Below are 13350 nucleotides of genomic sequence, written 5' to 3' on the forward strand. Positions count from 1 at the left end.
CTTAATTGCGGGGGCAGAATAGCAGAAAAGAGAGGGACTAGGCGACGCCCGGCTCCTGCGCGCGGCTATACAGCATTTTGTAAACGGTTGCCGCCGCGGCCACGAGAGCAGGCACGCTGAGGATCATTAAAATACTGTCTGCCTGCCACTGCATGGAAAGAAGCTGGGCGCTGGTCATGGTGCCCGCCACGCCGCCGAAGCGGCCGATCCCCTGCATCCAGGCGATACCCGTCGCGCGGCACTCGGTAGGGTAAAAGGTGGCAGCCAGGGTCTGCATGCCCGACTGCGCGCCGTTCATCGCGATCCCCATCAGGAAAATTAACCCGCCAAACAGGGCGATATGGTTATGCTCAATGCCGAGTAAAAGAATCAGGCCCATCGTCAGCACGAAACCACACGCGACCACCTTGTGCGCTTCCCAGCGATCCATCATCCAGCCCGCGAGCAAAATGCCAGCGGTGCCGCCGAAGGTGAACAGCGAGGTGAGCCAGGCGGATTCCGCCAGCGCATACCCCATCCCCTGCATCAGCGTCGGCATCCAGCTCAGCAGGACGTAATAAATCACCAGTCCCATAAAGTAGGTGACCCACAGCATCAGGGTGCCGGGTAGCCAGGGCATGGAAAACAGCGGCGACACGCTGCCTTTTTTCGACGCGACTTTCTCCTCTGTCAGGAAAAAGCCCGTGACGCTATCCAGCGTGCTGCGGGCGAACCGGCTGGCGATGCGGCGAACCTGGGCGATGTCTTTCCCGCGCTGCACCAGAAACTTCACCGACTCCGGCAACAGCAGCGCCAGCAGCACCGTTAAAATCAGCGGCGCAATCGCGCCGGTCAGCAGCACGCTTCGCCAGCCATGGTGAGGGATAAGCCAGGACGAGATCGCCCCGCCGCCCGCCGCACCCAGCGGAAAGCCGCAGTACATGGTGTTAATTGCCATGGCGCGGCAGCGCTGGGGGGCAAACTCTGAGATCAGCGTGATGGCGTTAGGCATCGCGGCGCCCAGCCCGAGACCGGTCAGAAATCGCCATAGCGTCAGGGTATTCAGACTTTGCGCCCAGGCCGTGCCCAGGCTCGCCAGGCCGAAGAACAGACACGAAAAGACCAGCACGCGCTTGCGTCCCATCCGGTCCGATACCGGACCTGCAATCAGGGCTCCCAGCGACAGCCCCAGCAGCGCCGCACTCAGCACCGGCCCCAGATCCTGTTTATGTATTCCCCACTCCGTCGACAGCGTAGGCGCAATGTAACCCATCGCTGCGGTATCAAACCCATCGATCGCCAGCACCAGAAAGCCCAGCACAATAAGAAGCCAGTGAAACCCTGAAAAGGGACTTTCATCGATCACCTGCTGAATATCCACCCGACCTGAATACGTCATACGTTCCCCTCCGATGTGATGTTGTTTTTGTGTTCTTGTATTTGCTTGTCTATACAATTGCGGAGGGGCGGGGTGTGTCAAATTTTCTTATCAAGAATGTTACGAAGGTGTTATTTTCGACAAAAAAAGCGCCCGAGGGGAAAGTCGGGCGCGGAAGAAGGGGAGGCTAACCGGGGGAGATCAGGCCGCGTTTCCCTGAGAAAGAGGGGCCAGCGCCGCAGGCAGCTTACTGAGCTCCTGCACCAGCGAGTCTTTTTTGATTTCGCTAATCGACTTCGCCCCGGTCAGGGTCATCGCTACTTTCATCTCTTTCTCGATCAGGTTCAGCAGATTCGCCACGCCCGCCTGGCCGCTGGTGGCCAGCGCGTACAGGTAAGCACGGCCCAGCAGCACGCTGTCGGCGCCGAGCGCAATCATGCGCACCACGTCCAGCCCGTTACGGATGCCGCTATCGGCCAGGATCGCAATATCGCCTTTCACCGCATCGGCAATGGCCGGCAGGGCGCGGGCGGAGGAGAGCACCCCATCAAGCTGGCGGCCACCATGGTTAGAGACCACGATCCCATCGGCGCCAAAACGCACCGCGTCGCGGGCATCTTCCGGGTCGAGGATCCCTTTGATCACCATCGGGCCGTCCCAGAATTCGCGGATCCACTCCAGGTCTTTCCAGGAGATCGACGGATCGAAATTGTTCGCCAGCCAGCCAATGTAGTCCTCCAGCCCGGTCGGTTTACCCAGGTAGGCCGAAATATTGCCCAGATCGTGCGGACGGCCGTTCAACCCGACATCCCACGCCCACTGCGGGTGCGTCACCGCCTGCCAGTAACGGCGCAGGGCCGCGTTAGGGCCGCTCATGCCGGAGTGGGCGTCGCGGTAGCGCGCGCCGGGGGTCGGCATGTCGACGGTAAAGACCAGGGTTGAGCAGCCCGCCGCTTTGGCGCGCTCCAGCGCGTTGCGCATAAAACCGCGATCGCGCAGGACGTACAGCTGGAACCACATCGGGCGCTTGATGGTCGGGGCGACTTCTTCAATCGGGCAGACGGACACGGTGGAAAGGGTAAACGGAATGCCTTTGGCATCTGCGGCGGCGGCGGCCTGCACTTCACCGCGACGGGCATACATGCCACATAAACCGACAGGTGCGAGCGCTACCGGCATGGAGAGCGTCTCGTTAAACAGCTTCGTCTCAAGGCTCAGGTCAGACATATTTTTCAGCACGCGCTGGCGCAGGGCCACTTCCGACAGATCCTCCACGTTACGGCGCAGGGTATATTCGGCATACGCCCCGCCGTCGATATAGTGGAACAGGAACGGGGGCAAAATGCGCTGCGCCGCGGCGCGATAGTCACTGGCTGCTGAAATAATCATGCTTTGTTCTCCCTGGAAATATCACTCTCGTCAGGCAGACGGGTAATACGCGCCTGTCGGGCCTGATCTTCATCGAATCGTTTAATGGTGGTATGCACGAAGCCGAGATGCGCCATCATCGCCTTGCGCGCGGCTTCGGCATCTCCGGCCAGAATGGCGTTGAGCACCGCCTCGTGCTGTTCGGTCAGCTGGGCAAACACCGGCGGCACCAGATACATGCGCTGGCGGCTCTGCTTGACGGAGGATTGCAGCAGGTCGAAGAACCCGCGCATGGTTTGCAGCAGCACCACGTTGTGCGAGGCCTCGGCAATCGCCAGATGGAACCGCACGTCCGCCTGGGAGGCGATGTCCGGGTCGCTGCTTTGCGTGGCTTCAAAACAGGCTTTGAGCTTCTCTTTGTCGGCGTCGGTTGCCCGCATCGCCGCGTGCCACGCGGTGCTGGTTTCGATGGCGTGACGCGCTTCGAGGATGTCGAAGCTGTAGTCCGGGTCGTTTTCCATCAGCGTCTTCAGCGGCTGCACGATGTTTTGTTCGGACCAGTCGTCATGCTGCCAGCGCACGAAGGTGCCGCCGCCGCGACGGCTCAGCAGCACCCCTTCACTAACCAGCGTCGCCAGCGCCTCGCGCAGTGAGTTGCGCGACACGCCAAGCTGAGCGGCAAGCTGACGCTCGGCGGGCAATCTCATGCCCGCTTCCAGCTGTTGTTCTTCTATCAGCGCCCGTACGCGAGTGGCAATCTCGTCGGACAGGCGTCTGGGCATCACTATCATGGAATCATCCAGGTTAAGACATAGGCCTGCAATGTGGTGATCACACCCACCATGCAGGTAAATATCAGGCTGTGTTTAACGGTAAAGCGGAACAGATCCGACTCTTTGCCTACCAGCCCCACCGCAGCACAGGCAATGGCGATGGACTGCGGTGAGATCATCTTCCCGGTCACGCCGCCGGTGGTGTTCGCAGCGACCAGCAGCACGTCCGAGACGCCAATCTGCTGCGCGGCCGTGGCCTGTAGGGCAGCAAACAGGGCGTTAGATGACGTATCTGAACCGGTCAGGAACACCCCCAGCCAGCCGAGGAACGGCGAGAAGAAGGTAAACGCGTGGCCGGTATGCGCCAGCGCTAACGCCAGCGTCGACGACAGGCCGGAGTAATTCGAAATAAACGCGAACGCCAGCACCATGCCGATGGAGTAAATCGGCAGCATCAGCTCTTTAATCGTCGCCGCAAAGGTCTGTACCGCGGCGGCAGGCTTCATGCGCAGCCACACAACGGAAAGGATAGCGGCAAACAGGATGGCCGTACCGGTGGCTGAGAACCAGTCGAACTTAAACACTGCCGCATACGGCGTGGCGTCGTGCACCACCGGCGGCATACGGGCGACCATTTTGTCGAGGAACGGCACGGAGATATTAATCACCATGTCGTACAGCGCGCCGCCCGGGGCGAACAGGGCTTTAAACGGCGGAATGCTCCACAGCGTCACGGTGGCGGTCAGGAACAGGAACGGTGACCACGCGCGCACAATCTGTCCGGCGGTATAGCCGGTGCGCGCCAGCGTCTGATCCACGTGCGATGCGCCCATGTCAGCAAAGCGGAAGATACGTACCGGCTGCCAGCGTTTCAGGAACAGCGTCAGGCAGACCAGCGACACCAGGGAAGAGATGATGTCCGGCAGTTCCGGGCCGAGGAAGTTGGAGCTGAGATACTGGGCAATGGCGAACGAACCGCCCGCTACCATCACCGCAGGCCAGGTCTCCTTCACGCCGCGCCAGCCGTCCATAATCGCCATGATCCAGAACAGCACGATAATGGTCAGGAACGGCAGCTGGCGGCCCACCATCTGGCCGATCTCGAAGCTGTCCAGCCCGGTCACCTGGCCCGCCACCAGAATCGGAATGCCCATCGCGCCAAACGCCACCGGGGCGGTGTTCACAATCAGGCACAGGCCAGCGGCATACAGCGGATTAAAGCCCAGCCCGACCAGCAGAGCGGCGGTGATCGCCACCGGCGCGCCAAATCCTGCCGCCCCTTCAAGGAACGCCCCGAAGGAGAAACCGACAATCAGCATCTGTAAACGCTGGTCCGGTGTAATAGAGAGAATCGACGAGCGAATAATGTCGAACTGCCCGGTTTTCACCGAGATTTTGTAGACAAAGACGGCGGCGATGATGATCCACGCAATCGGCCACAGGCCGTAGAAGAAACCATACACCACGGAGGCCAGCGCGCGATCGACCGGCATTTTATAGAAGAACAGCGCCACCAGCAGGGCGATGGCAACGGTGTACGTTGCGGCAAGGTAGCCCTTCAGCTTGAGTTTTATCAGCGCAAAGAAGAAGAACAGGATCGGTAGCGATGCGATCAGGCTCGACAGCCAGATATTCCCGGCCGGATCGTAGTTTTGTTGCCAGAGGCTCATGCAGGTCTCCTGAGGACCACACGGGTGTTCGTCGGGTGAGTCTCTGCTCATCTCAGCGTCACACTTAGTGTAAAAGTGGTCCTTCCAATATTGTGATGTAGGGTTAATGGCAATAAATGGTTAACCAAGTGTTGCTATTCAGCAATGCTTTTGTGAAGTGGAGCATCGAAACTGTGAACGATGGATAGCTTTACGCATGATTGGTAGGACCAAAACCGCAAGTTCAACTCACCGCGTGCGTTGGGAGCGGTAGTCAGGTGGAGGGCATTACATTCGCCTTTTGAGCAGATACGGCGCGTAAAAGAGGTTGAATAAAATGGGTATGTGATAATATTGCGTGAATCAAATGAGGTTTGTTTGTTTTATTTATGTTTTTGAAAATCTGTATATGTGTGATCAGAGTGATATATTTCCAATAAATAAAAAATTTTTTTGGTTAAAAATGCGAAATCGAAGCTGTAGCAAAAAATTTTAATTAAGGTAAATTTCACATATAGATTTTAACAGTGTATTACAAACGATCAATTGCTGATCGATAAGGAAATATCCTGTTTAACCGTGATTTTTCAGGATAAAGTGAAAGAATTTTTTGCTGAAGTGACATTTTTTGGCTAATAATATTCTGAAATAAATTGATCAAACAATGATCAGTTAACTCTCTTGTAATTTAGTTGCGGTATTAAAAGCAGATTAATAATTATTAGGGCAATGGAAAGGGGTTAAATTTGTTAGCTGAGTGTTAATTTCAGAATGTTTACAAGCGCGGCGTATTACTTTTCAATACGTAGACGTTAAAAGGCATTTGATTTACTATTTATTCAGAAGCAACGTAACAGAAGATTTTAAATTTATTACTAACCACAACGTATTCAGTGTTATTTTCGGCCAGAAGTCATTCCTCAGTTGAAGGATATCTGTGTATGGCCTTCTGAAAATATACGGATTATCACCATGGGATGGACCCTGCTTTATTCTATAAGGTCGCGTCACCCATTCTGCTAAAACCCTTTCGGTGGCGTTTTTAAATCCTTATAGCGGTTATTGTACCTGGTACAACAAGTCTATATCTGTTTAATTTACAGAGGGGAAAGTGTTCCAAATGAAAATCAAAAATGTGGCGCTGGCGATTGCCGCGGCGGGGCTGCTGTTATCTTCTCAATCGGTACTGGCAAGCAGTGATTCTGGCGTTAATGCTTCTCTGGATACCGGTGCGGGTTCGCAAAGTACGGGCGGGGTGATCAATTTTACCGGGAAGATCACCCTTATTTCCTGTGATATTACTCCGGCCTCAAAAAACAAAACGGTAGACCTTGGGGCGTGGGCAAAAAGCTACTTTGACGATCACAACGAAACGACGCCGCGCGAGTTCAAAATCAACGTGGAAAACTGCCCGGATACGGTTGAATCGGTTGCGGTACTGTTTGACGGAACCAAAGATACGGTGAATGACACACTGCTACAGGTTACGCCAGGCGAGGGTATGGCGACGGGTGTCGGCGTGAAGCTTTATAACAGCGATCGCAGCACCGCGATTAAACCGGGTACGGTATCTGAAACAACCGCACCGGATGATGAAGGCAATGCTGAATTAACATTCTATGCCGCACTTGACAAAGATGGCACAGAAATCAACGCCGGCGATGTTAACGCCGTTTCTAACTTCCTGATGGTTTATAACTGATTTCACTGTCAGCCACCTCCAGAGATAATAATGATGAAACGTTTATCGTATATTATGCTCACTGCATTAATGGTTAGTTCTGCGTCAGTTTCCGCTGGCGTTGTAATGGGGGGAACACGGATCGTATACCCACAACACAGCAAGGAGGTGGCATTTTCTGTTTCTAATATGGAAAGTGCGGTTCCCTATCTTATTCAGTCGTGGGTTGAAGGCGATGGGCAGGGTAAAAATAACGCTGCGCCATTTATTGTCACGCCACCTCTGTTCAGACTTGATCCGGAGCAGAACAACACGCTGCGTATTCAATATACCGGCGCTCCGCTGCCCACAGATCGTGAATCTGTATTCTGGCTCGATATTAAAGCGATTGCGCCAAAGCCAAAAGAGAGCAGCAACGAATTACAAGTTAACGTTAAATCGAAATTTAAAATTTTCTATCGCCCGGACAATCTGAAAGGGGACGCTGCCACTGCCTGGCAGAAAATAACGTTTTCGCGGACGGGAAAAGGGCTTAAGGCCGCTAACCCGACGCCATACTACGTCTCTTTTTATCGGCTGACCGTTGGCGGGCATAAAATTGAGCAGCCGGGCATGATCGGTCCAGGGGAAACCCGTGAATGGCCTGTGTCCGCCTCCGGGGGCGTAAGCTGGTCGGCTATTAATGATTTTGGTGCCATCACCGCCACCCACACCCAGCCTCTTTAAGATCATGCCTTTTCGCCTGTTTCGTTACGCGCCGCTTTCAGTGTTGCTGCTTAGCTTCAGCCGTGCGGGGATGGCCGAGGATTACTTTGATCCCGCCGCGCTGGAGCTTTCCTCTACTGAACAGAAAACGGCGGATCTGCACTATTTCTCTGAAAAGGGCGGGCAGATGCCAGGCACCTGGCTCGTGACGCTGGAGATTAACGGACGCGAGGAGCGGCATCAGGAGATCACCTTCGTCAATGAGAAAGGCAGCCTGCAACCCGTTTTTAGCGTATCGCTGCTGGAAGCGCTTGGCGTAAATGTAGGGGCCATTCCTGCATTCTCCCGGTTGCAGGAGGGAGAAACGTTCACGCACCTCGAGGATTTTATTCCGGCAGCGCGAACCTCCTATGATTTCAACCAACAGCGCCTTTTTCTCAACCTGCCGCAGGCGGCGATGAAACACCGCAGCCGTGGCTACGTGCCGCAGTCGCAGTGGGACGATGGTATCCCGGCGGCATTTACTGATTACAGTCTGTCGGGCGGTCAGGCCCGTCATCAGAGCGGGGTCACGACATCCAGCTATCTGAGCCTGCGTAACGGCATCAATCTGGGGGCGTGGCGGTTGCGCAACACTTCGGCCTGGAGCCACAGCGACGCGGGCGGCAACCATTTTCAGTCGCAAAGTAGCTGGCTGAGCCGGGATATTCGCCGTCTTAACAGCCAGCTACGGATCGGCGATGCCTGGACCGCAGGCGACGTCTTCGATAGCGTGGCGTTTCGCGGGGTTCAGCTCTCGTCCAGCGAGAGCATGTTACCCGACAGCCAGCGCGGCTTCGCACCAACCATCCGCGGCGTTGCACACAGCTTCGCTAAAGTCTCCGTTTCGCAAAATGGCTATGTGATCTATGAAACCTGGGTGGCCGCCGGGCCATTTATCATTAACGATCTGTTCCCCGGCGCACAAAGCGGCGATCTACAGGTTACGGTCACGGAAAGTGACGGCTCAACGCGCGTCTTTACCCAACCCTATTCTGCGGTGCCGTTTATGCGACGCCAGGGCAGCCTGAAATACAGTCTCAACGCCGGACGATTTCACTCCGGCTCCGGCGATGCGCGTTCGCCTGAGTTTGTTGAAGGCGCTTTTTTCTACGGTCTGCTCTCCAGGATGACGGTGTATGGCGGCTTTCGTACGGCGAGCAACTACCAGGCCGGTGCAATTGGCATAGGCAGAGGGTTTGGCGCATTTGGCTCGCTGGGCATTGACGATACGCTGGCAAAAAGCCATTTACCCGACGGCAAAAACGCGATAGGGCAGGCGTGGCGCATTCAGTATCAGAAAGATTTCAGCGCTACCGGCACCGCCTTCAACCTGGCGAGTTATCGCTATGCCTCGCGCAATTACTATGAATTTAGTGAACTGAATCAGTCTGACAGCCAACAGCTGCAACTCAATAATCGCCGTAGCCGCTCGCAGGTCACCTTTTCACAGACGCTGGGTCAGTTCGGCAGCCTCAGCGTCTCGGCATGGATGCAGGATTACTGGCATACGTCCGGGCAGGATAAAACCATCCACATTGGCTGGTACACCAGCTGGCGGGGCATTTCCTGGGGCGCGGGATATGATTACACCGACTCAGCGCGTGAGCAGCATCCCGATCGCACCGTGTCGTTTAACGTCAATGTTCCGCTTGGCCACTGGTTACCGGACAGCTCGGTCAGTTACTTCATCAACCACAACAATCGTGGAATGACCACGCAGCAGATGTCTCTCAACGGCAGCGCGCTGGCGAATCGCAACCTTAATTACAGCGTTCAGCAGAGTAAGGCCAGCGAGGGACAAGCCGACAGTACCAGCCTGGCGCTGCAATACAACGGTGGCTACGGCAACGTCAGCCTCGGTTATGACCACAGCCGAAGCGGTAGCAACGCGAGCCTCGGACTCGCCGGAGGCGTTATCGCCACGCAGTATGGCGTCACGCTTAGCGAGCCGCTGGGCGATACCGTCGCCCTGCTGCGCGTGCCCGGTGCGGCGAACGTTGAGCCGGAGGGTTACAACGGGATCCATACCGACAGCCGCGGCTATGCGGTCATGCCAACGCTCTCGGCGTATCGCAAAAATACCGTCAGCCTTGATACGGCGACGCTGGGTGAGAACGTCGACGTTGAGCAGAGCGGTCTGACGCTCATTCCCACCAGCGGCGCGGTGGTGCTGGCCAATTACAAAACCCACATTGGTTATCGCGTTCTGTTTTCCCTGCGCTACCACGGTGAACCGTTGCCGTTTGGCTCGCAGGCTGAAGTGGTGGAGCAGAACCGCCATTCTGCAAACCGAAGCATGGTCGCTGACGGCGGTCAGGCCTACCTGAGCGGAGTACCCGAGCGCGGCACCCTGCGCGTCACCTGGTATGAAAACGGGGAGCAGCAGCAATGCCAGACACCTTTCAGACTGGGGAAAGCTCATATGGCCCCCGGCATCGCTACGCTGTCTCTTGAGTGCCACTAGAGGAATATCATGCGTCGTTTTATTCACTGGTTTTTCTATCTCAGTCTGCTTTCGCTTTTTGGCATGCTGAGTTTTCATGCCCATGCCCAGACTTCAACCTGCCGCACCACGCGCGATCAGTGGGTCGTTCAGGTGCCTTATGCCATTGGGTATGCGCCCGGCACGTCTGACTGGACGCCGATATCTGCGCCGATACAGTCTACCGGGGCGGATTTCTACAGCTGTGATGGCGGGAATGACGCCTGGCGTAGTATCGGCTTTGTCGACATGGATAACCCCGTCGGCACCGTGGTGGGGGAAGACGGCGCGTCACGTCACGTCTATAAAACTCAGATCGACGGCATCGGCTACGCGCTGGGGTTCCGGGAACAGCAGTACTGCGGCGCCGATGCGGTACGCTATATTGACGGCACAAGTCAGGTGAATGGCAAAGAGTCCCGGCGTATCTGCGATGCCTCACAGAATCCTGCCTTTGCCAGCGCCCCAACGTATAAATTGCAGTTCTGGGTGGTGTTTTACAAAATCCCGACGACCAGCCCCATGCCTGACGATAACGCCAACTCCCAGGAGCAAAATGTCGGATCGCTGATATTGCAGGCGGGAGAAAATCAAGCCAGCGCCACCAACGTGGCGACACCAGTACAGATTCATCTCGCCAGCTTCACCGTCAGGCGTACCAGCTGTTCAGTGGGCTCTCGCAGCATTCTTGTTCCCATGGGGAGCGTGAGCCAGCGTGAATTTCACGGCATCGGCTCCCGCGCCGGGGGCGGACGCTTCAGCATTCCGGTGACTTGCGAAAATAACACGGCGGTGAAGATGGGTTTCTTTGGCGATACCACGCCGGGCAACGATCGGGCGCTGGCGTTGACGAAGCAGGAGGATAGCGCCAGCGGTGTCGGGATCGAACTGCTTTACGGTGACAATACCGGTTCGGTTCAGGGGCAGGTGGTACCGTGGAACACCCCGCAGGTGTCAGCGCTTGGGCAAGTAGGGGATAACCAGACGCAAACCTTCTGGTTTGATGCGCATTACATTCAGACGGAAGCGAACGTGACGGCGGGAAAAGCGGATGCGATGGCCACGTTTAACCTGATTTACAACTGAGTTTCCCCTGCCGCAGCGGCAGGGGAGGACGATCAGAACGCGGTCTTACAAAAACCCGTCATCTCTTTCAGGCCCATTTCGCGACCAAGCTCAGTCATCGGGTGCACCACCACCAGGCCACGGACGCTTTTCTTCAGCTTGCCCATGTCGGCCTGCTCTTTTTTGGTGATCGCGCGGCGATGCGGCATGTTCATCAGCTTCTGCGCTTCTTTACTCAGCTTCTGGCCTTTCACTTCGCGCAGGCGTTCAATTTCCGCCTCCAGCTTCACGGACTCTTTTTCCAGCTCGGCATATTTCTCGGCGGAATCAACAAGGGAGAGGCCGGCCATCTGATGGCGGATCATATCCAGACGGTCGCTCAGGCGTTTAATTTCGTTCTTTTCGACTTCTTTCATGACAAATAACTCTGAAAACGGGGAATTTACAGGGAAGGATACACCAATGTGTGCGGGCTTACTTCTGAAACGCTTTTTTTAAGCTGATTTTAGAAATCAGCTCAGTCAGGGAAAGCACCATGGTGGAGCGGACAACCTGTTGATAACGCAGCTTTTGCATCGCATACAGCTCTGGGTCGCTGTTATCAAACTGAGGTGCGGGAGGGAGCGCGGATACGCAGTGCAGTTCGCCGAAGGGCCCCAGTATCTCATCATCGGTAAAGGTGTACTCATTGCCGTCATGATTGAGCTCTTCGCGCAGCGCCATTAACAGCTCGGCGTCTTCATACTCCTGACGGTTCAGCACGCCGAGACCGTAAATCAGCTTCAGCCGTACCGATAAATCGCCCAGCGGTCCGTCTCCGTCCAGTAACGGTTCTACAGCATACTTTACCGCGTAGTCGTCTTTGCGAAACACCTGAAGCACCAGAATGTTTACCGCCTCGGTTAACAGCTCGACAGCGGTAATCAGGAAACTTCGTACGGTTTTGCCAGCATTCAGACGCTCAAGCACACGATTTTCAAAGGCCTGGGTTTGTTCCATTATTGCCTGCATATCTGACAATCTGTTATTCGGGCGCAGGCTCACCTGCGCCGGACTCTGCATCATTTGGTTGCGTTGTATGCGCTGACCGCCTCCGCAACTACGTCACTGTTGGCATCCAGACCGGAGATCTGCGCCAGCGCAGCCTGCGCGCCTTTGTCATCAATCAGCTGAGCCAGCTCAATTGCCTGCGGGTCCTGCTCGCTGCGGTAGTGCATTGCGGCAGCGATTCCCTTCACCAGGTTAGCGTGCGGCAGGCCGTATTCCAGCGTGCCCAGCAGCGGTTTAATCAGGCGATCGCCCGCGCTCAGTTTACGCAGCGGCTGACGACCCACGCGCTCAACGTCATCTTTCAGATACGGGTTTTCAAAACGACCGAGGATTTTCTGGATGTATGCTGCGTGTTTATCAGCATCAAAACCGTAGCGTTTGATCAGCACCGCGCCGCTCTCTTCCATTGCCCCTTTGACCACCGCACGGATGTTCTCATCGAGGATCGCGTCACGAATGGTCTGATGACCGGCCAATTTTCCGAGGTACGCGGTTATAGCATGCCCGGTGTTCAGCGTGAAGAGTTTACGTTCGACAAATGCCATCAGGTTATCGGTTAATTCCATTCCCGGAATGGTCGGCAGCGCGCCCTTAAACTGGGTTTTATCAACGATCCACTCGCTGAAGGTTTCCACGGTCACTTCCAGCGGGTCGTTGGTGGCGGATGCTGACGGCGGAACGATGCGATCCACGGCGGAATCAACAAAACCTACGTGCGCTTCAACCCAGGCTTTATCTTCGTCGGCGACGGCCGCAAGAACGTGGCCTTTCAGCTGCGTGGTGCCGCGCACCATGTTTTCACAGGCGATGATGTTCAGCGGCGTTTCAACGCCCTGTGCTTTACGCTTCGCCAGGCCTTTCGCGACCGCCGGGGCGATACGCTCAAGCACCACCGGACCCACGGCTGTGGTGACCAGATCAACGCTGGCAATAAGATCGATAACATCGTCGCCAATGCTGCTTACCGCGTTGACGCCAGAGACCGTTTCAACCTGTTCGTTTTCACCCACCACGTGAACCTGATAGCTATGACGGGCATTCAGGGCATCCAGAATCACCTGATTCACATCGGCGAATGTCAGGGTAATGCCCGCGTCTGCCAGCAGTTTACCGATAAAGCCACGACCAATATTACCTGCGCCAAAATGTAATGCTTTCATAGTGTTAACCTTCATCAA

At 55.8% G+C, this 13350-nt stretch carries 11 protein-coding genes; 4 read left to right on the plus strand and 7 right to left on the minus strand.

The window, feature by feature from the left end; translation table 11 throughout:
• Positions 1-37 precede the first annotated feature (37 nt).
• The 4 genes from ACOTXL_RS21100 to lldP form a co-directional block, all read right to left on the minus strand.
• Positions 38-1378, minus strand: coding sequence for an MFS transporter (locus ACOTXL_RS21100; RefSeq protein ID WP_045350923.1), 1341 nt, complete (start codon positions 1376-1378; stop codon positions 38-40).
• 180 nt (positions 1379-1558) lie between these two features.
• Positions 1559-2746: a quinone-dependent L-lactate dehydrogenase gene (lldD, locus tag ACOTXL_RS21105; RefSeq protein WP_045350924.1), complete on the minus strand. Its 1188-nt coding sequence runs from the start codon at positions 2744-2746 to the stop codon at positions 1559-1561.
• Positions 2743-3516, minus strand: a complete 774-nt coding sequence (gene lldR, locus ACOTXL_RS21110) for a transcriptional regulator LldR (protein WP_045350925.1) — start codon at positions 3514-3516, stop codon at positions 2743-2745. The genes lldD and lldR overlap by 4 nt, the downstream gene beginning before the upstream one ends.
• On the minus strand, positions 3513-5168 hold the full coding sequence (gene lldP, locus ACOTXL_RS21115) for an L-lactate permease (RefSeq protein WP_003860175.1): 1656 nt from the start codon (positions 5166-5168) through the stop codon (positions 3513-3515). The genes lldR and lldP overlap by 4 nt, the downstream gene beginning before the upstream one ends.
• A 1099-nt stretch (positions 5169-6267) precedes the next feature.
• Between lldP and ACOTXL_RS21120 the strand changes: the two genes are divergently transcribed.
• From ACOTXL_RS21120 to ACOTXL_RS21135, 4 genes are read left to right on the plus strand one after another with little or no spacing between them, the layout of a single operon-like run.
• Positions 6268-6849 (plus strand): fimbrial protein, encoded by a 582-nt coding sequence (locus ACOTXL_RS21120; RefSeq protein ID WP_032660742.1) that lies wholly within the window; start codon positions 6268-6270, stop codon positions 6847-6849.
• Positions 6850-6879: 30 nt separating this feature from the next.
• On the plus strand, positions 6880-7554 hold the full coding sequence (locus ACOTXL_RS21125) for a fimbrial biogenesis chaperone (protein ID WP_045350926.1): 675 nt from the start codon (positions 6880-6882) through the stop codon (positions 7552-7554).
• Positions 7555-7558: 4 nt separating this feature from the next.
• Positions 7559-10039, plus strand: coding sequence for a fimbria/pilus outer membrane usher protein (locus ACOTXL_RS21130; protein WP_052686671.1), 2481 nt, complete (start codon positions 7559-7561; stop codon positions 10037-10039).
• Between the two features lie 9 nt (positions 10040-10048).
• The gene (locus tag ACOTXL_RS21135) at positions 10049-11143 is read left to right on the plus strand and encodes a fimbrial protein (protein ID WP_032608569.1); all 1095 of its coding nucleotides are present in this window, start codon (positions 10049-10051) and stop codon (positions 11141-11143) included.
• A 32-nt stretch (positions 11144-11175) separates the two neighbouring features.
• Here ACOTXL_RS21135 and ACOTXL_RS21140 read toward each other — a convergent pair whose 3' ends face one another.
• From ACOTXL_RS21140 to mtlD, 3 genes are read right to left on the minus strand one after another with little or no spacing between them, the layout of a single operon-like run.
• A complete protein-coding gene (locus ACOTXL_RS21140; RefSeq protein ID WP_022652042.1) occupies positions 11176-11538 on the minus strand; it encodes a YibL family ribosome-associated protein in 363 nt (120 codons plus the stop codon).
• A gap of 58 nt (positions 11539-11596) precedes the next feature.
• On the minus strand, positions 11597-12187 hold the full coding sequence (gene mtlR / locus ACOTXL_RS21145) for a mannitol operon repressor MtlR (RefSeq protein WP_023315021.1): 591 nt from the start codon (positions 12185-12187) through the stop codon (positions 11597-11599).
• Entirely contained in the window at positions 12184-13332 is a 1149-nt protein-coding gene (gene mtlD / locus ACOTXL_RS21150) for a mannitol-1-phosphate 5-dehydrogenase (RefSeq protein WP_045350927.1), read from the minus strand. Before mtlD ends, mtlR begins: the two co-directional genes overlap by 4 nt.
• Positions 13333-13350: the final 18 nt, after the last annotated feature.

The sequence above is a fragment of the Enterobacter cloacae complex sp. IR5402 genome (assembly GCF_049238125.1).
Classification (GTDB): Bacteria; Pseudomonadota; Gammaproteobacteria; order Enterobacterales; family Enterobacteriaceae; genus Enterobacter; species Enterobacter hormaechei_C.